At 60.3% G+C, this 24,803-nt stretch carries 26 protein-coding genes; 11 read left to right on the top strand and 15 right to left on the bottom strand.

Going from position 1 to position 24,803, the window contains the following annotated elements:
- The first annotated feature begins 109 nt into the window (after window positions 1-109).
- The 11 genes from metX to K8B33_RS06880 all read left to right on the top strand — a co-directional run bounded on the left by metX (window position 110) and on the right by K8B33_RS06880 (window position 15,201).
- A complete protein-coding gene (gene metX, locus K8B33_RS06830; protein WP_223424877.1) occupies window positions 110-1,288 on the top strand; it encodes a homoserine O-succinyltransferase MetX in 1,179 nt (392 codons plus the stop codon).
- A complete protein-coding gene (gene metW / locus K8B33_RS06835; RefSeq protein ID WP_449697242.1) occupies window positions 1,275-1,907 on the top strand; it encodes a methionine biosynthesis protein MetW in 633 nt (210 codons plus the stop codon). The genes metX and metW overlap by 14 nt, the downstream gene beginning before the upstream one ends.
- The gene (gene rdgB / locus K8B33_RS06840) at window positions 1,907-2,524 is read left to right on the top strand and encodes an RdgB/HAM1 family non-canonical purine NTP pyrophosphatase (RefSeq protein WP_223424880.1); all 618 of its coding nucleotides are present in this window, start codon (window positions 1,907-1,909) and stop codon (window positions 2,522-2,524) included. Before metW ends, rdgB begins: the two co-directional genes overlap by 1 nt.
- Window positions 2,525-2,678: 154 nt before the next feature.
- A complete protein-coding gene (locus K8B33_RS06845; protein WP_223424882.1) occupies window positions 2,679-2,924 on the top strand; it encodes a hypothetical protein in 246 nt (81 codons plus the stop codon).
- Window positions 2,925-3,133: 209 nt separating this feature from the next.
- Window positions 3,134-4,285 carry a radical SAM family heme chaperone HemW gene (gene hemW / locus K8B33_RS06850; protein ID WP_223424884.1) on the top strand — a complete coding sequence of 384 codons (1,152 nt, stop codon included), beginning with the start codon at window positions 3,134-3,136 and terminating at the stop codon, window positions 4,283-4,285.
- Between the two features lie 218 nt (window positions 4,286-4,503).
- Complete coding sequence (locus K8B33_RS06855; RefSeq protein WP_223424887.1) at window positions 4,504-5,280, top strand: TetR/AcrR family transcriptional regulator; 777 nt, start codon at window positions 4,504-4,506, stop codon at window positions 5,278-5,280.
- Window positions 5,277-6,407: an efflux RND transporter periplasmic adaptor subunit gene (locus K8B33_RS06860; protein ID WP_223424890.1), complete on the top strand. Its 1,131-nt coding sequence runs from the start codon at window positions 5,277-5,279 to the stop codon at window positions 6,405-6,407. The genes K8B33_RS06855 and K8B33_RS06860 overlap by 4 nt, the downstream gene beginning before the upstream one ends.
- 21 nt (window positions 6,408-6,428) lie before the next feature.
- Window positions 6,429-9,569 carry an efflux RND transporter permease subunit gene (locus K8B33_RS06865; protein WP_223424892.1) on the top strand — a complete coding sequence of 1,047 codons (3,141 nt, stop codon included), beginning with the start codon at window positions 6,429-6,431 and terminating at the stop codon, window positions 9,567-9,569.
- Between the two features lie 330 nt (window positions 9,570-9,899).
- Window positions 9,900-11,252, top strand: a complete 1,353-nt coding sequence (locus K8B33_RS06870; RefSeq protein WP_223424894.1) for an adenosylmethionine--8-amino-7-oxononanoate transaminase — start codon at window positions 9,900-9,902, stop codon at window positions 11,250-11,252.
- Between the two features lie 70 nt (window positions 11,253-11,322).
- Window positions 11,323-12,072, top strand: a complete 750-nt coding sequence (locus K8B33_RS06875; protein ID WP_223424896.1) for a 16S rRNA (uracil(1498)-N(3))-methyltransferase — start codon at window positions 11,323-11,325, stop codon at window positions 12,070-12,072.
- 9 nt (window positions 12,073-12,081) lie between these two features.
- Window positions 12,082-15,201, top strand: coding sequence for a CHAT domain-containing tetratricopeptide repeat protein (locus tag K8B33_RS06880; RefSeq protein ID WP_223424899.1), 3,120 nt, complete (start codon window positions 12,082-12,084; stop codon window positions 15,199-15,201).
- Between the two features lie 21 nt (window positions 15,202-15,222).
- On the opposite strand, the gene K8B33_RS06885 is transcribed toward K8B33_RS06880, so the two are convergent.
- The 15 genes from K8B33_RS06885 to K8B33_RS06955 all read right to left on the bottom strand — a co-directional run bounded on the left by K8B33_RS06885 (window position 15,223) and on the right by K8B33_RS06955 (window position 24,715).
- On the bottom strand, window positions 15,223-16,086 hold the full coding sequence (locus tag K8B33_RS06885; protein WP_223424902.1) for a methylated-DNA--[protein]-cysteine S-methyltransferase: 864 nt from the start codon (window positions 16,084-16,086) through the stop codon (window positions 15,223-15,225).
- Window positions 16,087-16,119: 33 nt separating this feature from the next.
- Window positions 16,120-16,884, bottom strand: coding sequence for an SDR family oxidoreductase (locus K8B33_RS06890; protein WP_223424905.1), 765 nt, complete (start codon window positions 16,882-16,884; stop codon window positions 16,120-16,122).
- 81 nt (window positions 16,885-16,965) lie between these two features.
- The gene (locus tag K8B33_RS06895) at window positions 16,966-17,586 is read right to left on the bottom strand and encodes a class I SAM-dependent methyltransferase (RefSeq protein ID WP_263284577.1); all 621 of its coding nucleotides are present in this window, start codon (window positions 17,584-17,586) and stop codon (window positions 16,966-16,968) included.
- Window positions 17,587-17,692: 106 nt separating this feature from the next.
- Complete coding sequence (locus tag K8B33_RS06900; protein WP_223424908.1) at window positions 17,693-18,013, bottom strand: VOC family protein; 321 nt, start codon at window positions 18,011-18,013, stop codon at window positions 17,693-17,695.
- 46 nt (window positions 18,014-18,059) lie between these two features.
- Window positions 18,060-18,446: a VOC family protein gene (locus K8B33_RS06905; RefSeq protein ID WP_223424910.1), complete on the bottom strand. Its 387-nt coding sequence runs from the start codon at window positions 18,444-18,446 to the stop codon at window positions 18,060-18,062.
- A gap of 66 nt (window positions 18,447-18,512) precedes the next feature.
- Window positions 18,513-19,343 carry a class I SAM-dependent methyltransferase gene (locus tag K8B33_RS06910; RefSeq protein WP_223424912.1) on the bottom strand — a complete coding sequence of 277 codons (831 nt, stop codon included), beginning with the start codon at window positions 19,341-19,343 and terminating at the stop codon, window positions 18,513-18,515.
- 92 nt (window positions 19,344-19,435) lie between these two features.
- Entirely contained in the window at window positions 19,436-20,080 is a 645-nt protein-coding gene (locus K8B33_RS06915) for a glutathione S-transferase family protein (RefSeq protein WP_223424915.1), read from the bottom strand.
- Window positions 20,081-20,186: 106 nt separating this feature from the next.
- Window positions 20,187-20,732 carry a YdeI/OmpD-associated family protein gene (locus K8B33_RS06920; protein WP_223424918.1) on the bottom strand — a complete coding sequence of 182 codons (546 nt, stop codon included), beginning with the start codon at window positions 20,730-20,732 and terminating at the stop codon, window positions 20,187-20,189.
- A 47-nt stretch (window positions 20,733-20,779) separates the two neighbouring features.
- Entirely contained in the window at window positions 20,780-21,190 is a 411-nt protein-coding gene (locus K8B33_RS06925) for a VOC family protein (RefSeq protein ID WP_223424920.1), read from the bottom strand.
- A 1-nt stretch (window position 21,191) separates the two neighbouring features.
- A complete protein-coding gene (locus K8B33_RS06930; protein WP_223424923.1) occupies window positions 21,192-21,686 on the bottom strand; it encodes a DUF2938 domain-containing protein in 495 nt (164 codons plus the stop codon).
- Window positions 21,687-21,835: 149 nt separating this feature from the next.
- Window positions 21,836-22,549: a sulfotransferase family 2 domain-containing protein gene (locus tag K8B33_RS06935; RefSeq protein ID WP_223424926.1), complete on the bottom strand. Its 714-nt coding sequence runs from the start codon at window positions 22,547-22,549 to the stop codon at window positions 21,836-21,838.
- Between the two features lie 474 nt (window positions 22,550-23,023).
- On the bottom strand, window positions 23,024-23,449 hold the full coding sequence (locus K8B33_RS06940; RefSeq protein WP_223424928.1) for a GNAT family N-acetyltransferase: 426 nt from the start codon (window positions 23,447-23,449) through the stop codon (window positions 23,024-23,026).
- Between the two features lie 65 nt (window positions 23,450-23,514).
- Window positions 23,515-23,922 (bottom strand): GFA family protein, encoded by a 408-nt coding sequence (locus K8B33_RS06945; protein WP_223424930.1) that lies wholly within the window; start codon window positions 23,920-23,922, stop codon window positions 23,515-23,517.
- A gap of 97 nt (window positions 23,923-24,019) precedes the next feature.
- Window positions 24,020-24,430 (bottom strand): hypothetical protein, encoded by a 411-nt coding sequence (locus K8B33_RS06950; RefSeq protein ID WP_223424933.1) that lies wholly within the window; start codon window positions 24,428-24,430, stop codon window positions 24,020-24,022.
- A gap of 12 nt (window positions 24,431-24,442) precedes the next feature.
- Complete coding sequence (locus tag K8B33_RS06955) at window positions 24,443-24,715, bottom strand: hypothetical protein (RefSeq protein ID WP_223424935.1); 273 nt, start codon at window positions 24,713-24,715, stop codon at window positions 24,443-24,445.
- Window positions 24,716-24,803 lie beyond the last annotated feature (88 nt).

Genomic DNA, 24,803 nt, shown 5'->3' on the forward strand with positions numbered 1-24,803 from the left:
TCTGCACGCGGGCGTGACATTCTCTGTGGCTGCATTGCAGCACTCCCGGGCGCTGTTTAGACTTGCGCTCTTTGCTGTTGCCTGACCGGACACACTTAACCGGATAACGATGCCCGACACACCTGCACATGACACCCCTGCACACGACTCCGTTGGCCTGGTAAAGCCCTCCGTGATGCATTTTGACCAGCCTCTGGAGCTGGAATGCCGTCGCGTGCTGCCGGCCTACGACCTGATCTATGAGACCTATGGCACCCTGAACACCGACGCGACCAACGCGGTGCTGATTTGCCATGCGCTCTCCGGGCATCACCATGCCGCCGGCTACCACAGCGAAGAGGATCGCAGACCCGGCTGGTGGGACGGCTGCATTGGCCCGGGAAAGCCCATTGATACCAACCGTTTCTTTGTGGTGTCACTGAACAATCTCGGTGGCTGCCATGGCTCTACCGGCCCGGCCAGCATCAACCCGGAAACCGGCCAGCCCTGGGGGCCGGATTTCCCCATGGTCACGGTGAAGGACTGGGTCAACAGCCAGGCCCGCCTGGCGGATCGCCTCGGCATCCAGAAGTGGGCGGCGGTGATCGGCGGCAGCCTCGGCGGCATGCAGGCGCTGCAATGGTCCATTGATTACCCGGAGCGCATTGCCCATGCCGCCGTGATCGCCTCGGCGTCGAAATTGTCGGCCCAGAATATTGCGTTCAACGAAGTCGCCCGGCAATCCATTCTCACCGACCCGAATTTCCATGGCGGCCACTATTATCTGCACGACACCTATCCCCGGCAGGGGCTGATTCTGGCGCGCATGGTCGGCCACATCACCTACCTGAGTGACGACGCCATGCGCGCCAAGTTTGGTCGCGACCTGCGCAGCGGTCGCTTCCATTTCGGTTTCGATGTCGAGTTCCAGGTGGAAAGTTATTTGCGTCATCAGGGCGAGACGTTTTCGCGCAATTTCGACGCCAACACTTATCTGCTCATGACCAAGGCGCTGGATTATTTTGATCCGGCACGGGACTTTGACCATTCCCTTGAGCGCGCACTGGCACAGGCAACCTGCCCGTTCCTGGTGGTGTCGTTTACCTCGGACTGGCGTTTCGCACCGGAACGCTCGGAAGAGATCGTCAACGCGCTGGTGGCGGTGGGCCGCGATGTGAGCTACGCCGAAGTCGATACCGACAAGGGCCACGATGCCTTCCTGCTGGACATCCCGGAATATACCCGGCTGTTCGGCGCCTGGATGCATCGTATTGCCAGCGACCTGGAGGCACGTCATGACCGCCGCTGACACCTTGCCCGACACACGCGGTGAAACACTGCGCACCGACCTGTCGCTGATCCGCGAATGGATACCCCAGGGCGCGCGCGTGCTCGACCTGGGCTGCGGCGAGGGCCAGCTGCTGCAGAACCTGCGCGACACGCGCAACGTGCAGGGTTACGGCCTGGAAATTGATCAGGACAATATTGCCGGCTGTATTCGCCGTGGCGTAAACGTCATCGAGCAGGACATTGATGAAGGGCTGGGCAATATAGCGGATAAACGTTTCGACTATGTGCTGATGACTCAGGCATTGCAGGCCGTGCAGCGTCCAGACCTGGTGCTTGCAGAAATGCTGCGCGTCGGCCGCGAGGCGATTGTCACGTTCCCCAATTTCGGCCACTGGCGCGTGCGCGGTTATCTGTTTTTCAAAGGCCGCATGCCGGTATCCCGGCGCCTGCCTTATCAGTGGTATGACACGCCCAACATTCATCTGTGCACGGTCAACGATTTCGATGCGCATTGTCGCCAGCGGGGCTATCGCATTCTCGACCGGCTGGTGTTGAACAATGATCATGCCTCGGGCATTGGCACTCGCTTGTGGCCCAATGTGTTTGGCGAAATCGCCATTTACCGGGTGGCCTGCTGATGGACATGGTGCTGGCGTCAGGCAATCAGAAAAAGCTGCGCGAACTGGCCGACATCCTGCAACCGCTGGGCATACGGCTGTTACCACAAAGCGAATTCGGGGTGCCGGAAGCCGACGAAACCGGCCTGACCTTTGTCGAGAACGCGATTATCAAAGCGCGTAACGCCGCAATGCATACCGGCCTGCCCGCCATCAGCGACGACTCCGGGCTGGAAGTCGATGCATTGAAAGGCGCGCCGGGGATCTATTCCGCACGCTTCGCCGGGCCGGATGCCTCGGATGCCGACAACAATGCTGAACTGGTGCGCCAGTTGCGTGCCTCGGTTAGCCAGGCCGATAGCACCGACACCTTCAGTGCACGCTACCAGTGCGTCATTGTTTTCATGCGTCACGCAGAAGACCCCGTGCCGATCATTTGCCAGGGGAGTTGGGAGGGTGCGATACACCTGACGCCGCAAGGTCATGGCGGCTTTGGTTACGATCCGCATTTCTTCGCCCATGGCGCCGGGTGCAGCGCCGCTGAAATGTCGGCAACAGAAAAACATCGCCTCAGCCATCGCGGTAAAGCGCTCGCCGACTTCATGGCAGTTGCCCGCCAGCGCTTGCCTGTTCGCTGAAATCAGGTCAGGAACCGCGAAAGAACTACAAATTAGTGTTAAACCTCTGCCAAAAGGCAGACTCGCCCCTCACATTCTTCACGAATAACCAGTAGGCTCTGCCTTGTCACATGTCAGCAGCGCCTGACATCTCAGTCACATGGAGGAGATATTCATGAAGAAGATGCATATTGCCGGTTTTGCTCTGGTTTCCCTTTTCGCCCTGTCTGCCTGCGGCGATCCCGGCCCCGGCGAGCAAGCTGGCGAAGCCTTTGATGACGGCATGGATCGCGTGGAAGACGGCTATGATTCCCTGATGGGCAACGACGGCCCGATGGAAGAAGCAGGCCGCAGTGCCGATGAAGCCTACGAGGATACCCGTGATGCTGCGGAAGACACCTACGAGGACATGGCTAACTGAGGTCCATAACGCACGCGTTGCGACCCAGGCAGTAACGAAAAGGGTGGCCAGCTGGCCACCCTTTTTTTATGCCTGCCCCGGGCCTGCTTTGTGCCTGCTGCTTTAGTGCCTGCTTTAGTGCCTGCGTCAGTCCCCGCGAACAGCTTGCCACCCGCTGCCCGGCATTGGCTGCTACACTTGCCGTCCGGATCATCAGCCCCTGGCCCGTTATGCCCCTGCCCCCTCTGTCACTCTATATCCACTTGCCCTGGTGCGTGCGCAAATGCCCCTACTGCGACTTCAATTCCCATGAGCGCAGCGGCGCGCTGCCCGAAGCCGCTTATCTGAGCGCACTGCTGGCGGATCTGGAGCAGGAACTGCCGGACGTGCAGCAGCGCGAGATCACCAGCATTTTCTTCGGTGGCGGCACGCCGAGCCTGCTGTCACCGGATTTCTATCACCGCCTGCTGAGCACCCTGGCGCAGCGCCTGACCCTGGCACCAGACTGCGAAATCACCCTGGAAGCCAACCCCGGCACGGTGGAGCAAGATCGCTTCAACGGTTTTCGCCAGGCTGGCATCAATCGTCTCTCCATCGGCGTGCAGAGTTTCCATGACGGCCATCTGCGCGCGCTGGGCCGTATCCACGGCGGTGCCGAAGCACTGCGGGCGGCAGAGCAAGCGCGCCGCGCCGGGTTCGATAACCTCAATCTGGATCTGATGCACGCCCTGCCGGGACAGTCACCCGATGAGGCGTTGGCGGACCTGCGCCAGGCCATCGCGCTCGCACCAACGCACATCAGTTGGTACGAACTGACTATCGAGCCCAACACGGCGTTCTTTCGGGCGCCCCCCGTTCAGCCCGACGGCGACAGCATGGCCGACACCGAAGCCGCCGGTTTTGCCCTGCTGTCGGCAGCCGGCTATGGCCGCTACGAAGTCTCAGCGTTCGCCCGGGCCGGACAGCAATGCCGACACAACCTCAACTACTGGGCCTTCGGTGACTACCTGGCTCTGGGCGCCGGCGGCCATGGCAAGGTGACCCGGGATACCCCCGAGGGCCGGCAACTGGTGCGTTATCGCAAGACCCGTATGCCCGCGGACTATCTTGCCGAGGGCGGCACGGCGCGGCGCGGTACCGCGATCGTCGCCACCGACGAGCTTGCGGGTGAGTTCATGATGAACGCGCTGCGATTGGTGAACGGCGTCAACGCCGCGACATTCAGCGCCCGCACCGGCTTGCCCCTGAGCACCCTGGCAGCCCCCCTCGACAAGGCGCGCCAACAAGGTCTGCTGGTGGACCATCCCGATCAGCTGATGTGCACACCGCTCGGGCTGGCGCACCTGAATCACACCATCAGCCTGTTTATGCCCGGCCACTGAGCCGCACACCGAACCCGCCCCTTCACGCGCTACTGCCAGCATCTGTCACGATCTTCTGCCAATGTCCCGGCCATAGCCCGATACTGCGCATTTTTACAATACGGCTCTCGCTCGCTCAGTCATCCTGACTGGCTATCTGAGCGACTCTTGCTCATAAAGTGAATCATATTCATAATTTAGTCCGAATTCGCAACCATACTCAACCCATCGCCGGAGACATGTCATCCATGGGGACCCGGGAAAGACGCCTGCGTGAACTCGCGGAACGAGAGCAGCTGTTTCTCGACGCTGCCCGAGAACAGATTAGTGGCCAGGGCCTGCTGACCCTGCAGATGGCCAAAGTGGCGCGCTCCTGTGACTACGCCACCGGCACCCTGTACCAGCATTTCTCCTCGAAAGAGGATCTGTTGCTGGCGATCTGCGCCGACCAGGCTGAGAAACGGGTCGCCACCATGGCACGGGCCGCACACTGGGATGCACCGTCCCGGGATCGCATGTTTGCGCTGATGGTGGCTGACATGCTGTTTGCCGAACGGCACCCGGATCATTACCGTCTGACCCAGTACGTGTTTACCGAGGCGGTGTGGGGTTCTGCCTCCCAGCGCCGACGAGACGCGGTCATCGAGGCACACCGTCCGATTGGCGATCTGGTCTCGCGCATTGTCAGCGACGGCATCGACGCCGGGGATGTGGACAGCCGCGGCCGCTATCCTCTGGAGCTGGCATTGGGACAATACGCCATGACCATTGGCATGCATCACATGGTTCACGCGGAAGGCGTGCTGGACAAGAACGATATACGTGACCCGTACCGGCTGTTGCTGTGCCACGGCACCGCGCAGCTCAACGGACTGAACTGGCAACCTCTGCTGGATCCGTTCGACGACGTGGCACTGGACGCACTGGTGTCACGCATCTGTTCCACCCTGTTTGATGATTTCCGACCGGCCGTAGCCGCTCGGGCAGCTCAACCCATTGAGGGCGCATCGCAATGAACAAGAAAATGTTTCTGGTCCTGCTGGCCTGTTTCGTGGTTTTTGGCCTGGTGTTCGGCATCCAGGCGGTCATGCGCATTGGCATGAACCAGTTCTTTGACAGCATGCCGATGCCAGCCGCCAGCATCACGGTGGCTGAGGCAGAGGACGCGAGCTGGGCACGGGGCATCAGTGCCGTGGGCACAGCGCGGGCCGTCAACGGCACTCAGCTGACCACGGAATCTGCCGGCATCGTCACCGAAATACGATTCAATTCCGGCGATATGGTTGAAAAAGGTGACATTCTGCTGAAGCTGGATGACGCCACCGACCGCGCCGAATTGCAGTCCCTGCGAGCCGCGGCCGAGCTGGCGCGGCTGGAACTGGACCGCAGCAAGCGGCTGAACCAGCAGGGCAGCATTTCCAAGGCGGAACTGGATCGCTCCCAGAGTCAGGCGGATCAGGCCAGCGGCGCCCTCAACGCCCAGCAGGCCCGGGTCAACCAGAAGACCATTCGCGCGCCCTTCTCCGGCCAGCTGGGCATTCGCCAGGTCGATCTGGGCGAATACCTGTCACCGGGCACCCCGGTGGTGAGCCTGCAACAGCTTGATCCGGTGTACATCGAATTCAGCCTGCCCGAGCAACGACTGGCCAGCATTCAGCTGGAAATGGATATCGAGGCCACCGTCGACGCCTGGCCCGGTGAGCGCTTCAGCGGCCAGATCACCGCCATGGAACCGGGCATCAATCCGGGCACCCGCAACTTCACCATCCAGGCAACGCTGGACAACCCGGACAACAAACTGCGCGCGGGCATGTTCGCCCGGGTCAACATTGATCTCGGCGATGCCGAAGCGCTGCTGGCCATTCCGCAGACCGCCGTCAGCTACAACCCCTACGGCAACGCCGTGTTTGTGGTGATTGAGGGCGAGGCAGACGAGAACGGCGAACCCAGCCTCACGGTGAGCCGCCGCTTCGTGCGTACGGGACGTACCCTCGGCGATATGGTGGCCATCACCGAAGGCCTGGAAGCCGGCGACCGGGTGGCCACATCCGGCCTGCTCAAGCTGAGCAACAACGCCAGCGTGATCATCAGCGACGAAGCCGCACCGCAGGCCGATACCGCACCGACGCCTGACAACACCTGATCAGCACCGGGATAACGACACATGAAATTTACCGACATCTTTATCCGCAAGCCGGTGCTGGCCAGTGTGGTCAGCCTGTTCATCTTCCTGCTCGGCGTGCGCGCCGCGATGGAGCTGAACGTACGCCAGTATCCGGAATTGCAGAATGCGGTGATCAGTGTAACCACCGCCTACATTGGCGCCGACGCCGACCTGATCCAGGGCTTCATCACCGCGCCCCTGGAACGGGAAATCGCCACGGCGGACGGCATTGATTACATCACCTCCAGCAGCTTCGGCGGCGTCTCCAGCATCCAGGCATTCCTGCGCCTGGATGCCAACCCCAACGAAGTGCTGACCCAGGTGGCCGCCAAGGTCAACAAGCTGCGCGGCGAGTTGCCGGCGGAATCGGAAGACCCTGTGGTCGAGCTCGCGGAAGGCGATGCCACAGCTGCCATGTATCTGGCGTTCTACAGCGAGATTCTCGACAACAACCAGATCACCGACTATCTGGTGCGGGTCGTAGAGCCGTTGCTGTCCACGGTGCCCGGCGTACAGCGCGCTGAAATCCTCGGCGGCCGCACCTTCGCCATGCGCATCTGGCTCAAGCCGGAGCGCATGACGGCACTGGGCGTCACGGCCAGTGATGTGTTCGGCGCCCTGCAGGCCAACAACGTGCTCTCCGCCGTGGGCTCCACCAAGGGCGCCATGGTCAGTGTCGACCTGACAGCACAGACCGATCTGCAGACGGCGGCGGAATTCGAGCAACTGATCGTGCGCGAAGAAGGCGGTGCCATCATCCGCCTGGACGACATCGCCGACATCGAGCTGGGCGCAGAAAGTTATGCCACCACCGTGACGTTCGGCGACCAGGCCGCCACGTTTATCGGCATCGAAGTCGCGCCTGACGCCAACGCCCTGGACGTCATCCAGGCGGTGCGCGAGGTCTGGGATACCGACATCATTCCCGAGCTGCCCGACGGCCTGTCCGGTGATATTCCCTACGACTCCACGGAATACATCCAGAGCGCCATCAGTGAGGTACTGACCACTATTGTCGAGGCGGTCATCATCGTCATCGTGGTGATCTTCCTGTTCCTGGGGTCACTGCGTTCAGTAATCATTCCCACTGTAGCCGTTCCGTTGTCCATGGTCGGCGCCATGTTCCTGATGCTGCTGATGGGCTTCTCGATCAACCTGCTGACGCTGCTGGCGATGGTGCTGGCGATCGGCATCGTGGTGGATGATGCGATCATCGTGCTGGAGAATATTCACCGGCATGTTGAGGAGGGGATGCAACCCTACGACGCAGCGATCCAGGGTGCCCGCGAACTGGCCTGGCCGGTGGTCGCCATGACCACCACCCTGGTCGCGGTGTACCTGCCCATCGGGTTTATCGGCGGCCTCAGCGGCACCCTGTTTGTGGAATTTGCCTTCACCCTGGCTGGCGCCGTGCTGCTCTCCGGGATTGTGGCGCTGACACTGTCGCCGATGCTGTGCAGCAAATTGCTCAAGCCCCACAACGAAAACGGCGGCGGCAAGCTCGAGAAATACCTGGACGGCAAGTTCGAATCCCTGCGGCTGTCCTACCGCAACGGCCTGCACACCATGCTCAATGACAAGCTCGTTGTTGCGGTATTCGGCGCCATTGCACTGGGTTCCTGTTACTTCCTGTTTGTCAGCCTGCCGGAAGAACTGGCGCCGGAGGAAGATCAGGGCTTCATTCTCGCGTTCGCGGAATCTGACCCTTACACCACGATGGAATACTTCCAGCAGAATACCGACGCCCTGCGCCGACAAGTGCAGGAGCTGCCGGAAATGGACAAGGTATTCCTGATCAACGGTTTTGGCGGCGGCAGCTCCGGCAGCACCAGCGACGGCCTGGCCGGCATGGTGCTCAAGCCCTGGGACCAGCGCGAGCGCAGCACCAAGCAAGTGCTGGAGCAGGACATCAACAACATGATCGGCACCATCCCCGGGCTGCAGCTGGCAGCGTTCCAGCCACCGCCGCTGCCCAGCGGGGGCGGCGGCGGCTTCCCGGTGGAGTTCGTGATCGGCACCACGCAGCCTATCGCTGCGGCCAGTGAGCTGGTGCAGCAGATCGTCGGCAAGGGGTATGAAAGTGGCAAGTTCATCTTTCTCAACACCGACCTGAAGATCGACAAGCCGCGTGCGGAAATCGTCATCGACCGGGACAAGGCCGCCGCCCTGGGGATCGACATGCGCAGCCTGAACCAGGACATGTCCGGGATGCTGGCCGGTGGCTTTGCCAACCGCTTCGCGCTGGAGAATCGCTCCTACAAAGTGATTCCCCAGGTGCAGCGTGCCGACCGCCTGAACCCGGATCAGATCCTGGAGTACTACACCCGCACCCGCAGCGGCGAGCTGGTGCAGCTGTCAACTTTTGCGACACTCAAGCACACGGTGCAGCCGCAGCAGTTGAACCGCTTCCAGCAGCTCAACAGCATCACCATATCGGCCGTGCCCCGGCCAGGCGTCTCGCTGGGTGAGGCACTGGGCGTGCTCGAGAGCGCCGCCTCGGAAATCCTGCCCCAGGGCTACCGCACCGACTATGCGGGGCAGTCCCGGCAATTCCGCACCGAAGGTTCGCAGCTGATCCTGACGTTCTTCTTCGCACTGGTGATCATCTATCTGGTGCTGGCGGCTCAGTTCGAATCATGGCGCGATCCGCTGGTGATGCTGGTGTCGGTACCGATGTCGGTGTGTGGCGCCTTGCTGTGCATGGCGATCCTCAACATCATCAGTGGCTTTGCCCAGATGGGCGGGCTCTACTGGCCCACCGCCTCCATGAACATCTATACCCAGGTGGGCCTGGTAACGCTGATCGGTGTGATTTCCAAGCACGGCATCCTGATCGTGGAGTTTGCCAACTCGCTCCAGGAGCAGGGCCTGAGCAAGCGCCGCGCCATCGAGGAAGCCACCTCCATTCGTCTGCGGCCGATCCTGATGACCACCGCAGCGCTGGTACTGGCCATGGTGCCCCTGCTGATCGCCAGCGGCCCCGGCGCCGGCTCACGCTTCGCCATGGGCTTCGTCATCGCCACCGGCATGACCCTGGGCACCCTGTTCACCCTGTTCGTTGTACCGGCCATGTACCTGTACATCAGCAAGGACATGGGCAACACCGGCGAAGAAATGAGCGATTTGCAACCCGCGCATTAAGCCCCCCGCGCGCCCCTCACGGAGCAGAACGCCCCGTGGGGGGGCCGTAGGGTGTGCGTAGGGTGTGCTGAGCACAGCGAAGCGCACCGCCCCCGCGGACGCCCGGCAACAACCGACGTCACAGCAGGGCGTTTCGGGTTTTTTGAGGAGCCATTGCCAGAGTGCAGTAGTGAACGTGAGCAAGCGGTGCGCTTCGCTACGCTCAGCACACCCTACGCCCTCTTCGCATCCGTGTATTCCCGGCGCACGACGCCACACACCCTACCCCCAAAGGCTCCAGCACAGTACCCTTGTCTCCCAAGCCTCAACCCCAGGGAGTACCCACCCCCCATGACCAGCAACCGCGACATCATCGAGCGAGACCTGCAAGTCCTCTGGCATCCCTGCACACAGATGAAGGATCACGAGACGCTGCCACTGATCCCGATCAAGCGCGGTGAGGGCGTATGGCTGCATGACTTCGACGGCAACCGCTATATCGATGCCGTCAGCTCCTGGTGGGTGAACCTGTTCGGGCACGCCAATCCGCGCATCAATCAGGCGGTACACGAGCAACTGGATCAGCTGGAACATGTGATCCTGGCAGGCTTTTCCCACGAGCCGGTGGTGGCGCTCTCAGAGCAGCTGGTGGCGATCACACCACCGGGACTGGACCGGGTGTTCTACGCCGACAACGGCTCCTCCGGGATCGAAGTCGCACTGAAGATGAGCTTCCACTACTGGCAGAACGTCGGCAAGCCGCGCAAGCATCGCTTCGTAACCCTGGGCAACAGCTATCACGGCGAGACGCTCGCCGCCCTCGCCGTCGGCGATGTGGATCTGTACAAGTCCACCTACAAACCGCTGTTGATGGAAGTGCACACCGCGCCCAGCCCGGACTGCTTTCACCGCGAACAAGGCGAAAGCTGGGAAGCTTATTCCCGGCGCCAGTTCCTTGGCATGAAAGCCATCCTGGCGGAACACCACGAAGAAATCTGCGCCGTGATCGTGGAACCCCTGGTGCAATGCTCCGGCGGCATGCGCATGTACCATCCGATCTACCTGAAGCTGCTGCGCGAAGCCTGTGACAAGTATGGCGTCCACCTGATCGCCGACGAGATCGCGGTGGGTTTCGGCCGCACCGGCACCCTGTTTGCCTGCGAACAGGCCGGCATCACGCCGGACTTCATGGCGCTCTCCAAAGGCCTGACTGCCGGCTATCTGCCGCTGTGCGCCGTGCTCACCAGCAATGAGATCTACAACGCGTTTTACGACGACTACAACACCCTGCGGGCCTTCCTGCACTCGCACAGTTTTACCGGCAACCCGCTGGCCTGCGCCGCCGCCCTGGCCACACTGAAGATTTTCGAAACCGATGACGTGATCAACGAAAACCAGAAGCTGGCGGCGCACATGGGCCAGGCACTGGCGCGTTTTGAAGATCACCCGCATGTGGCCGAAGTACGCCAGACCGGCATGATTGCCGCCGTGGAAATGGTCAAGAACAAGCAAACCCGCGAAGTCTACGACTGGCGCGAACGGCGCGGCCTGCGCGTTTACCAGCATGCCCTGAAGCGCGAAGCGCTGCTGCGGCCACTGGGCAACGTCACCTATTTCATGCCGCCGTATATCATCACACCAGAACAGATTGACCATCTGGCCGAGGTGGCCTGGGAAGGCATCAATCTCGCCACCCGCGACTGAACAATGAGGGAGCGCCGCGCACCGCCTTTCCGCTACCATAGCCGGATCAACACCCGCTATCGGATCCGCCATGCGCCGCTTTTATGACCCGCAACCCTTCGCCCTCGACACGCCCACCGAACTGGGTGCGGACGCCAGTCACCATATCGCCCGCGTGCTGCGCATGGCGGTGGGCGACGAGATCAGCCTGTTCAACGGCGACGGCGGCGAATGGTCGGCGCGCATCAGCGCCATCAGCAAGAAGAGCGTCACCGCCATTCCCTATGCCCACAGCCACGACGACCGCAGCGCGCCCTGGCCCGTGACCGTCGCCCTGCCGATGATCAAGGGCGAGCGCATGGATTACGCCATCCAGAAAGCCACCGAACTGGGCGCCACCGCCTTTCAATTGCTGCTGACCGAACGTACCGACGTGCGGCTGGATGGCGAACGGCTGGAAAAGAAATGCCGCCACTGGCAACAGGTGGCCATCAGTGCCTGCGAGCAGTGCGGCCTGAACCGCGTCCCGACGATCCTGCCACCGCTGCCGCTGACCACCTTCGTGCAACATACCGATGCCGACCTGAAACTGATTGCCCATCCCGGCGAACAACCGCTGGCGCCCGCGCAGCTGCGCGCCGCCAGCAGCCTTGCCCTGCTGACGGGCCCGGAAGGCGGCTTGACCGAGGGCGAGCTGACCGCCGCCCAAGACGCCGGTTTCATCGCCTTCGCCCTCGGCAACCGCGTCCTCCGCGCCGAGACAGCGCCGGTCGCCTTGCTGGCGGCCTTGTGGACTATGGCCGATCTGTCCCTCTCACAAGACCCATCAACTACACAGTAGGCGCCTGCCATGGCCATGCTGCCATTGCGATACACCACCCGGAAAAACCATCCCCTGCTGCCGCTCCTGTGCCTGTTGGCCAGCTTCAGTGGTTGCACCAGTCTGCACAAGGCCACCCCGCCGTCACCGGTGTGCAGCGAGCCTGAGCTCGAAGCCACGCTGGCGCAGCACCGCCAACTCGGCGACCGGCACGGCGAAGCCGAGACCTTGCACGCCCTCGGCTACGAATATGAAGACCTTGGACAGTACGCCTGCGCACGCAGTCACTATGAGCAAGCCCTGGCGCTGCATCGTGAACTGGGCGATCGCAGCCGCGAAGGCGGGGCACTTCAGGATCTCGGCGACGTCTCTCTGAGCCTTGGTGCGCTGGAAGAGGCCCGGGAGCATTATCAGCAAGCGTTGCAGATTCACCGCGAGGTTGCGGCGCTCGAGGCAGAGGGCACCACCCACAACAACCTCGGCATCGTCTATGAGCGCCTGGCGCTTTATCCCCAAGCCATGGAGCACTACCAGCAAGCATTACTCAAGCGCGCCGAGCTCGGCGATTTAGCTGGCGAAGCACGCTCACGACGACGCCTCGCTCTGCTGTATCAGGATCTGGGCCAGTACGCCGCCGCATTGACGGAGCATCAGCAGGTACTGGTCATCGCCCGCGAAATCAGCGACGACAGTCTTGAAAATGTACGTCTTGAAAGCGACGCCCTGTTTTATATCGGCACCTTGTATCAGCTCCAGGGAAACAATACGCTCGCCGTCGAAACACTGTCCCGTGCGCTGGACAGTGCGCAGCGGGCGGAAGACATCTCGCTGCAAGCACTGATCCACAACAACCTGTATGTCCTGTACGGCGAACTCGGCCAGTATGCGCTCGCGCTGGCCCATGGCGAGCAGGCATTGGCGCGCTATCGCGCGCTGGGCGATCGCTATTGGGAAGGCCGCTCGCTGATGCATATTGGCGTGACCCACCATCAGCTCGGCCAATCCGGGCAGGCGCTGGAATACTATCAGCAAGCGATCGAGATCATGCGCGACAGTGGCGACCGCGACGGCGAGCGCGCCGCACTCAACAACAGTGCCAACGCCCTCCAGCAGCTGGGCCAACTTGACGCCGCGCTGGCCCACCACAAACAGGCCCTGCGCATCGCCCGCCGTACACACCGGCGCCATGCGGAAGCGGCCAGCCTGTACGGCATAGGCAGCGTGTACGAAGCCCAGGGCAGGCATGCCAGAGCTTTGCGCCACTATCAGCAAGCACAGACGATCTACCAGGACATCGGCTTCTCAGCACAGCACAGTGCAGCATTCGCGCAGGGTCGTACACGCCAGCACCTCGGGCAGTATGAGCAGGCACTGGCCATCTATGAAGAAACCCTGGTGGTCGCAGACATGGCGTCCGCGCCGGCGCTGCAATGGCAGGTCAACCACGCACTGCAACAGCTGTTGCTGTTGATGGATCGGCCTTACGAAGCGGCGTTCTACGGCAAGCGCGCCGTCAACGCCATCCAGTCACTGCGCGCCGGTGCACAGACCCTGGATGCCGCGTTGCAAACGTCCTTGCTCGCAGACAAACGCGTCGTCTACACCGAGCTGGCCGACCTGCTGATCAGCCAGGGGCGTCTGGGCGAGGCCGAACAGATACTCGGCCTGCTCAAGGAACAGGAGTATGTGGACTTCGTGCGCCGTGACCAGCGCGCGGCGGGGGTTTCTGGCGCAGCAACCAGCAATGCCTTCGAGGCGCCATGGGTGGCACGTTACAACGAGATTGGTGCCAACCTGGCCGCCCTCGGCCGCGAGTACGATGAACTGTCACGCCTGCCGCGCGCCACCAGAGACGCCGCGCAGCAGGCGCGTTATCAGACCCTGCAAGCAGATCTGGCTGTGGCCCGGCAGGCTTACCAGGCACATCTGCAGGACCTGCGCTCCGCCTTTGCTGCACTCGGCCCCGAACGGGCCATGGCCTTTGCTGAACATGACCTGGACAGCCTGCGCGCACTGCAAGGCACACTCCGGCAGCTCGGCCCGGGCACCGTACTGCTGCATTATCTGGTGACACCAGAGCGGCTGCGCATTCTCGTCACCACGGCCGATGTACAGCTGCATCGTGACAGCGCCATCAGCGAAGCTGAACTCAACCGCCTGATCCTTGCCTATCGGCAGGTCCTCCAGGACCCGCGACGCGATCCGCAGGCGCCAGCACGCGCGCTCTATGACGTGCTGATTGCCCCCGTCCATGATGATCTGCAGCAAGCCCAGGCGCGCGTGCTGATGCTGGGCCTGGACGCCAATCTCCGTTACTTGCCGCTGGCCGCCCTGCACTCCGGCGAACGCTGGCTGGTTGAAGACTATGCCCTCAGCATTTACACCGCCGCCGCACGCACCAATCTGACCACACCACCACGGACCGACTGGCGCGTCGCTGGCCTGGGAGTGAGCGAAGCGGCTGCCGGTTTCTCTGCACTGCCCGCAGTGCCGTTCGAGCTGCACTCGGTGGTGCGCGATCCGTTGCGCAATCCCGAAGGCGGCATGCTGCACGGCAGCATTCATCTGGATGGCGAATTTGATGCCGACGCATTGACCGAAATACTCGAAGACGCGTATCCGGTAGTGCATATCGCCAGCCACTTTCATTTCGGGCACGGCACTGAAGCGGATTCCTTCCTGGTGCTCGGTAACGATCAACGACTCAGTCTGGAAGACTTTCGCCATGGCGCCTTCCCTCTGCATGAGGTTGATCTGCTCACCCTGTCGGCATGCGATACCGCCGTGGGCGGTCCGGGAGATAACGGGCGCGAAGTCGAAGGGTTCGGTGTGATGGCCCAGCGTCAGGGCGCGCGAGCGGTCATTGCCACCCTGTGGCCGGTCGCCGATGCCAGCACCGGCCTGTTCATGCAGCAGTTCTACGACCATCGGGTGCACGCGCAGACGCACAAGGCCGAAGCACTGCGTCGCGCCCAACTGGCGTTGCTGGGCGGCCAGATGGACCTCTCTGCCGTACCGGAAAACCTGACACGCGGTCTGGCCAGGCCTGCATCAGGCAATGTGCCTGAGCCGTATATCACCAACCCGGACCGGCCTTTCAGTCACCCCTATTACTGGGCGCCGTTTATTCTGATGGGCAACTGGCTCTGACGTCGCTGCGGCCGCGGACTGTCAGTTTGCCCGGCCCTCGATCGGGTCTGTTGCTTTCTCGGCCAATTCCCAGGCTTGCACCATCTGCTTTTTCATCAGGCCCCAGCGATAGCCCCCCAGCGCACCACTTTGCTGAATCACCCGATGACAGGGGACCAGCAATGCGATGGGGTTGGCGCCCACGGCATTCCCTACCGCGCGGGCCGCACCGGGACGACCCAACACCCGAGCGAGTTGGGAATAGCTTGCCAGTTTTCCCGGCGGAATACGCAGCAAGGCTCGCCATACCGCCATCTGGAAATTGGTGCCCGCAACATGCAACGACAGCGGCCCGTTCTGGCCCTTCGATGACGCGCTGAACAAATTTTCTATTACCGCAGAAGTGACCGTCATATTTTCCTCAACGGTGCTTAACGGCCAGTCCCGGCGCAGCGCCGCCACCGGATCGTCAGCACCACCATCGCCCACGAACGCCAGGCGGCAGATGCCCCGTTGCGTCATGGCCACAAACATCGGCCCAAACGGAGTGGGGTGAAACCCGTACTGGATAGCCAGCCCTTCCCCCTTGCGCTTGTACTCGCCCGGCGTCACCGCATCCAGCTGCACAAAATGATCGTACAGCCGTGAGCCGCCGCTCAGGCCAACGCTGTGCGATACCGCCAGCAGCGCCTGCTCATCCTCGATCAAAAGCTTGCTGCGTTCCAGCGTAACGGCCTGCAGAAAACGCTTGGGCGTGGTGCCCGCCCAGCGGGAAAACAGCCGCTGGAAGTGATAGGGGCTGAGGTGCACCTGCGCGGCCACCTCATCAAGGCTCGGCTGGCGCGACGCATGATCGACCATATAAGCCATCGCTTTTTCAACGCGTTCATAATCAGATAAAGCCATGGCCTGGTCCTCGGACAGGAAGAGTCGAATCCCTCAAACTCGATTGATGGATACACCGCCGTCCACCAGCATGGCAGAACCGGTGGTAAAGCTGGCGTCATCCGACGCCAGATACAGTGCAGCGTGCGCGATTTCTTCTGGCGCGGCGATACGCTTCAACGCATGCAGGCCCGCCACGAATTCCTGAGCCTCAGGCGTATCCGCAAACTCCCGCGCAGCCTCGGTATCCGTACCGCCCGGCAACAAGGCATTCACCCGGATACGCTGCGCGCCATACTCGGCAGCCAACACCTGCGTCAGGCCGACCAGGCCCGCCTTGCTCGCCGCGTACGCCGCCATGCCCGGCATACCTGCCGTATGCCCCACAAACGTCGACATGAAAACAAGCGAGCCGCCGCCACTCGCCAACATCGCCGGCAACTGATACTTCGCCGCCAGAAAAGCACTGGTCAGATTGGTCGTGATCACCTGCTGCCAATCCGACAAGGCCATGTCCGGTACCGGCCCCATGGCGCCCAGTATGCCCGCATTGTTGATAACAATGTCCAGACGACCAAAGCGCGCCAGCGTGCGCTCGACCATAACGCGGGCAAACGCCTCCTCACCCACATCACCCGCGACAGCCAATGCCTCACCACCGGCTTTGGTGATGGCATGCACCAGCGCATCAAGCACCTCAGCACGACGCGCGACCACCACCACCGAGGCGCCCTCCTGCGCAAACAGGCGCGCCGTCGCCTCACCGATGCCGGCACTCGCCCCCGTTACGATAGCCACCTTACCTTCGAGCCTTTTCATGTGATTGACCTCATGTGACTGACCTCATGTGATCCGCCTTTGCGGTGTTGTGCGAGGTCAGTCTATGAGGCCATGCGTCGGTTACCGACCCGGATCTTGCTGAATTGGCCGGCTGCTCACATGAAAGGCGGGCACCGTCGCCACGATGATGTTGATGACCTTGTCCACCACATCACCGGTATTGCTGTGCCCGGTATCCTGTAGCTGCCGTTCGGCCAGAATGTCGAACCCGCTGGCGCGCAGCAGACGCTCCGCGTGCGGGAAGTCGTACAGCGTGAATCCATGGGCAACAAACGGCAGCGCCTGCATGAAAGCCCGGTCGGCGAAGGCAAGGCAAAAACGGCCACCCGGCTTCATCACGCGCCGAATCTCGTTCAGGTGGCGTTCCGGGTGTTCCCAGAAGTAGAGGGTGTGAACCGAGAGCACCTTGTCGAAACTCGCGCGCTGGAAAGGCAAGGCGTCCGAGCTTCCCTGCAGAAATGCCGCCTCCCCCTGCTGCACCAGCGCCCGATTCAGCTTGCGTGCTGCGTCGACCATGTCGGCGGACCAGTCCAGCCCGGTATAAGCGACCTGCGCCGCCCCGGCGACAATCTCCCCTGCGAAAGCACCATTGCCGGGCCCGATTTCCAGCACCCGGTCCCCCGTCGCCACCTGCAGGAGCTCCAGGCACGCACGATTCGCGCTCTGATTGGCATGGTTCATTCGCTGCGCCACGTCGCCTGCCTGGTCCCCATTGGGGCAGCGGAGCTGCGCGGCTATCTCTTCTGGTTTCATGGCATCGAACTTAATGTCTGACACGGGGGGAAGGTCAAGGTTTGTAACCGGCATCAGGCCATAACGCATTAATTTCTTCTGCCTGATGCGCTGCGTTAAATCGTTCCCAGACGACACCGTTAACGTCGGCATTCTGGGTGAATGCCGTCGCGTCGGGGTCCTCCCATCCGAGATGCCGGAGTGAGCCCGGGCGGGCGGTGACATCCTGACGGACGGACAGGTTCAGCGTATCGCTTCTCCATAACGCGTACTGCTGCGGCACCAGCACACAGGGCGCAAAGCCCAGGCGCTCCGTGTAGTCCGTCACGGTCTTTTCGATATCATCGGTGGAAATCGCGATATGTATCTTCTTCATGACAAGACTCTCAGTCGATTAACTGCTGTGGATTTCGCGCTGATGTTTACTCTTTCGGATACATCACAAACGCCAGCTTGTTGCCATCCGGATCGCGGACGTAAGCAGCGTAAAAGCCCTCGGCGTACTGGGGTCGGTAGCCGGGCTCACCTTCTGAACTGCCGCCGTGCTGCATGGCCAACTCGTAAAGACGATCCACCTGATTCGTTTCTTCAAACTGGAATGCGGTCATGACGCCGTTGCCGACATTGGCCGGCTTGCCATCAAACGGATAGCCGACGAAGAAACGCGGGAAACTCAGATCATCGTTCTTGCCGTAAGAAACACAGGCCTCATCTTCCCAGCAGACTTCCAGTGCCATGTTGTCAAAAACAGGGTCGTAAAACGCCCGCGCTTTCTCCAGATCCTGCGTGCCTACCATGGTGTACGCCATCATATTTGCACCTCGGCATACGCTGCACTTCGTTTCAGCCCGATCAGCAGTACCTGTGGGCCCTCATCACGGGGCGACACCCACGCCCAGGGTCGCCACATTGGTTACCTTGATGATGCCGCCCGGGAACCGCTCCTCGATGATCGCGTACAGGCGCTCGCGGAGGCGATCTTTGCCGGAAGGGCCAACGCGATCCAGCAACGCCTGCACGGGCGGCGCGCCCGCCGTCATCATGCGCCACAGTCCGTCGAAGTCAGGCAATGCCAGTTCACGTGCAACAAACTCTACCTGGACATCACGAAACCCGGCGGCCTCCATCTCTGACTTGAAAGCCGCAGGATCAGACAGGCGAAAAACAGGCGGCGGGGACGGCGGCGCCGGCATATCCGGGAATGCGGCCTGCACGGCAGCCAGAAAAAGCCCGAACGACTCGAACCGGTCCGGACCAGCCCAACCGGTCACGGCCACGCGGCCGCCAGGACGCACCACGCGGCACAGCTCCGCAAAGCCTTTTACCCGATCCGGGAAGAACATCAGCGCGAAGCTGGACGCTGCGGCATCGAAACTCGCGTCAGGAAACGCCAGAGACTGACCGTCCATGACCTTGCACTGAACGTTCGCAGCCCCCGCCGCCCGCAACCGCTCGCGCAGCACCTCAATCATTTTCGGGGCAAAATCGGTGGCCATCACCGATTTCACCCGGGGAAACAGCGCTTCGGTAAGCACTCCGGAACCAGCACCTACTTCCAGCACCTCCGCGCTTTGATCCACAGCAAGCCGCTCGACCAACGGCTCAGTAAAAGCGCGCATCAGGACCGGCGCAACGTCCTCTGCATAACCCCGGCTGGCCGCGCCCCAGTTCTCCGGTGTGTCTGTGGCAGGCATTTTGTCGCTCATACGTCGACCTCCTTGCTATGTGCGCCCCGGAATGCACTTTCGTGTGGCGTGGCGTCGCTACAGATACCTCATTGACGAACTGCAATACCGTATTACGCTGCCAGACGCTGATGATAGGCGTCAAGGCACCGGCGCCACGCTGATCTGGCCAGACAACGACTGCGATACGCGGTGACGCTGGGGAAGGCCTTCAGAAGATCCGTATGCTGAATCTGGCACAAGGCCGCCGCCATCAGAATGTCCGGATACGTGAACCGGTCACCCAACAGATAGTCCTTGTCAGCAAAGACCTGTTCGAGCACTGCAAGACGATCATTTGCCATTTTCACCAGCGCGGGGCGTCGCGCCTTTACCCAGCCGGCATCCGGCTCGAACAAATCCATCGCGGCAATCTGCGTCATCGCTGGCTCGACCGTATCCAAGGCAGAAAACGACCATTGCAGTGCATGAGCCTGTTCCGCCGCATTCGCCGGCAAGAGCTTTTCTGACTGATTCGCCAGATAGGCCACGATAGCGCCGGATTCAAAAATCACCAGGCCATCATGCTCGATGGCCGGCACCTGTCCGAACGGGTTGATGCTGAGATACGCCGGTTGATGCAATTCCCCGGCAAAGTCATCCAGCCCGCGAACCTGATAGGCCAGTTCACATTCCTCCAGCGCCCAGAGCGCACGCAAGTCGCGTGTGATGCCTTCTACCAACGGGGTGACTTTGCCAAATCCGTATACGGTAATCATCAGTGATCTCCTTCCTGAAGCTGTCGCGGCGTGATGCCTGCGGCCGACAGGGCCGCATCATCATCCCGTCGTTCAGGGCGGAGCAGATTCGACACATGTTGTTGTTTCAGCTAGCCACTTCCGGGGCTTTAAGCGCTTTGCTGTAATAGCCGGAAGGATCAAAACAGCACACACGCCGCTTGCCGGAGGCGAGCATGTCGCAGGCATCGTGAATCCGCTTGGCACGGGTCTTTGCCTGCCTCGCGGACGTCACCCAGTGTATCCAGTCCACGCGTGCGATGGTGGTTGTCGCCTCCCAGACCGCCCGCGCCTCGGGTGCTGCCGCAAGAGCCGCTTGCAGATCCGCAGGCACCTCAGGCTCGGGCTCCCGCGCCACTGGCGTGATATCCAGCGTCACCCTCTCACCAACGGATGCGCCCGAGGCTTCAAGGAGCGGGGCATCGACACGTAACCAGTGACTCAACTGGCCATCCGGCTCAAGCGTAACGCGAAAGGCATGGCCGTTGATCTTTGCGTCCACAGTGGTCCTGCCTCGGCGAGGCAGCTTTTCAGCCACGCTCTTCGGCAGAATCACGAACGCCCAGGGCGTTCCGTCACCCGGCTTCGCCGGTTGCAACAGCGTCGTCATGCACTGCATGGTCTTGCCACTCATCGTCGATGCACCTTTTCGATACCCGTTTTCCATGTGGCCGGAGCGCCTCAGGAGGCCGAGAAATTCAGCTGCCAGGACACGCCGTACTTGTCATTCAGCCATCCGAACTTCTCGCTGAAGCCGTAATTATCCAACGGCATAAGCTCGGCGCCTCCTTCAGCCAGCACGCGCGCAGCGTCTTCTATCTCCTGCTCCGACTCGCACTCTACGCGCAAGGAGATGGACGGCGTAAAGTTAAACTGATGATCAAGATAGCTATCCATCGCCAGGAATTCGGTGCCGCCAATCGTGAACCGCGCGATCTTGACCGCCCCTTCCGGCTCATGCTCATCGGCACCGTAATGTTCGATATCAATGAGCCGCGAATTCGCGAACAGCGACACATAGCGTTTCACAGCTTCTTCGGCCTTGCCTGCCTGATCACCAACGAACATGAGCGACGTGGTTATCGATTTCATTTCAACCTCCCAACACAGGGCTGAACGCCAGTGCGGCGAGATACAAGCCCAGTCCAAATGATGTATGCGCTGCCAGGCTCAGCATCCGGGTTCTGCGCGGGTTCGGCGTTTTCGCGGCAGCGATTCCCAGACCAAAAGCGGGCTGCATAACCAGAAACGGGATCGCTATCGTCGCCAGGCCTACCAGGAGAGCAGGCACAAGCGTCGGCTGCTGAATCCAGCCCGGAGAGGCAATCAGAACCAGGGCACCAGCAAAGGCGATACCAATGGCATAATGCGCCACCCAACCCACGGTGCACTCCCCGGGCTTTGATGCCGCAGAAAAGATACTTTGATGCGCGAATTTGCCATTCGGCATATGACAGAGCCAGCGGCCCACAAGGCAGTAATTGAGCGGCGGCACACCCACAACCTTTTTCTGAAAGTAACCCCAAAGGTCCATGACCAGGGTCGCGCCCATGCCGATGAACATCACGGCCGTTACCTGAAGTGTCATATCAATCCTCCTTACGAGGCCATCAGCACATGCTCCCATAGACATGTATGCCAGGCGTCTGACCGACGCCACATTCACACAAAAAAAGCGCCTGCCCACCAGATCAATCAGTGAACCTGCGTCAGGAAATAACGACGCTCCGACCCGACCTATGGGGGCCCGTAGCCGAATTCTTCAATGTCTTTCTTGCAGACCTTCATGATCAATTCAATGCCATCATCAAAGCCGGCGAATAACTCTTTGGGGGTTGAATTCTTCGGACGATGGCCTTTTTTCGCGCCAAAGGACTTGAATTCAGTGTACAGGTCCCGGGGCAAACCCAGTTTTTCAGAGAGAGTCAGCAGATCCTCTTCGAGGTGCTCGAAGCGGATCATAAGATCGACCACTGACTCCCCATCAATTTCCGTGCGCTTGCGATTGCGGCCCAGTGCCTCGGGATCCTTGAACAGGAAACTGCGGAATTGCTCTGGCGATACCTCGCCACGACGATGGCGCCAGAAGAAACGGCTGACGGCGCGATCAAACGGGTTCCGAACGATAGAGAAGCGGAAGTAGTTATTCCATACGTCAGCGGGAACCAGGCGCTGTATATCCTGAGCGAAGATATGATTGTAAAAGCGACTGATCGGTTCGCGCTTACGCATCCACCGCCAGTAATCCGCCAGGGTATACTCCGACCTCGCCTTCAGGTAGTGCTGCGGGCCGAGATAGCCCAGCGACTGACGAACCTGCTCGTCCACCGCACTAATGGGCGTGATGATGTCATCCGGGCCACAGTATTTGGAAAGCGCAATCTCCAGGCTCGTACCGGCGGTCTTACAGGTTTTAATGAAGATGAATTTGTGCTTGTGCGAAATGATCATATAAAGGTTCCGAGTCAGTCCACCAGGCGTTCTGAGCCGCCGCTTGCTATATTCGCGAAATTGCGCATCCAGCGCAATGCCCCTTCGTACAATGCCTGATCGCTTCACGCCTACGGCCTTTCCGCTCCCAGGAAGCGCATACTCCGAGCACCCATCTCCAAGGCACGTTCCGAGCGGCGTAGTTGCGGCCCGGCTCCATGGCTGCAGGGCTTGCAAATGAAACCAGGGGAAAGCATAGCCCTCCCAAAGAAATACAAAAATAATGGCAAGACAAAGTCCGAAGAATGGTCCGGTCTCAAGGCCCATAACCACCCTGTCAATAATAGGATGTAAACATAAATAGAGCCGCTATTGCCCGTTACGACTTGCCTTCAACGCCTCTTCTTTAGTCACAAAAACTCCCTTCTCCCCGGAAAACACCATGCTTTATCATCAGCTACGGCGGGGATTTCATCCCTTCTGACATCATCGCCATTACGCCGGATATGTATGAATGGAAATATCTCTCTCCAGGACCCAACACCGATCATTTTTCGCATACCCGATCCCCGCATAGTAAGCATCGGCTGCAGGTGCGGCGATGAGTATCAGCTTGCATCGCGGTCCAAGCTGCTCCTGGGTGAGAGACTGCAAACGTTTTCCAATGCCTGCATTTTGATAGCTCGCACGAACGGCCAAGTCAGAAAGGTAACACGCATAGTGGAAATCAGTGACGCTGCGCGCAATACCTATGAGCAAAGCACCATCCCAAGCGCTAACGACAAGATTGGAGTTGGCGAGCATTCCCTGCATGCAAACGCGGTCATGTATCGGCCTTCGCTCTCCCAGGGTGGAGCTTTCGAGAAGCTCAATGAACTGGTCTGTCGCTATGGGAAAATTCACCTTGAATTCGATAGCCATTCTCACCTCGAAAAACCGTTCCTGACATCCTTCGCCCCGCGTGCGGCGCCTGATTGGGGTATCCGTCACCCCTTCGGGAGATAGGCCTCTGCAAACTGCGGCAAATCGTCATTAATAGACCACCAATTGCACTTTGAAGCAGTGTAAAAATGCGCAATGGGTTTAGTCCCCAGCCGTTCATTGATGAGACCGGCACGAAGACGAAGAACGCCTGGCAGGGTATCTTTGCTGCTGTAGACGGGCGAACCGCACCGGCTGCAGAAGACACGTTTCTTGCCCGGCGAGGATTCGAATTCTGTAAGCAACTCCCCACCGCTGATCAGCTGGAACGCCGAAGCGGCTACCGGAATGTTCGTCGCAAACGGCGCGCCCTGCGCTTTGCGACACTGCGAGCAGTGGCAAACCTGAATGGGCTCGAGTTCCGCCTTTACGTTGAACTGGACGCCCCCGCAGAGGCAACTCCCTGAGTACATCGAAATATCTCCTGCTATTTTTGGCCCACACCGGCCGCCCTTTTGAGTTTCGCCAACGGGCACCGAATTTCCAGGGCAGCATCCGCTGGCCTAATTGCTATCGCTCACGACGCTGCCTGAGAACCATGCCCAGCGCAGAGAACGCGCACAGGGCGATGGCACTATCTATCCCAGAAGCAACCCCCTCCGCCAAGCTCGTGTGAGTAGCGAGAACGGCCAGCTCGTCTTTTCTGGCGCCGAGCTGGCTAATAAGCATCCAGTGAATAATAACGCCGGAGACGAATCCGGCACATGCGCCAATCAGAAGCGTGCGATGAGTAACATACCACCCTATTATTATGCCAGGCACAGCACCCATAGCAGCATTACCCAGGACATATACAGGGACTATGAAGCGGGATCTTTCTCCTTCGAAGAACTTCAGGTCCGTCAACCCGTCGAAAAGATTCACACCCGCCACCATTAGCACAATGGCCAAAGCCACCACTATCGAATCCGAGAATCTCATTATTTTCCCGCTTCACGACGAGTTTTCTTTTCCGGGAGGAAAGATACACAACCCCAGAAGAACAATCCCTGCAGAAATCAATGCCTGAATCCCAATTATAAGTGGGACCATAAAGGTCACCAGGAGAAATCCGGATAAAGAGAATTCACCAACTAACAGCAAGCCAAGAGCACCCAGAATAAAAAATGGAAACATAATTGCCAATATCCCGATGAACCATCCATGCGATACAATATTGAAAAGCTCGCCACCTGTAATAACTCCCTGGCTCGTTCTAATCTTCATTCATTCCCCCTTATTATAAAATGTACATCACAGACCAATAGCATTCGGAAAATTAAGTGTTCTTACTTCAGGCGCGCACCAAAACAAT

Origin of the sequence: Alcanivorax limicola, assembly GCF_019931215.1 — a bacterium.
Classification (GTDB): domain Bacteria; phylum Pseudomonadota; class Gammaproteobacteria; order Pseudomonadales; family Alcanivoracaceae; genus Isoalcanivorax; species Isoalcanivorax limicola.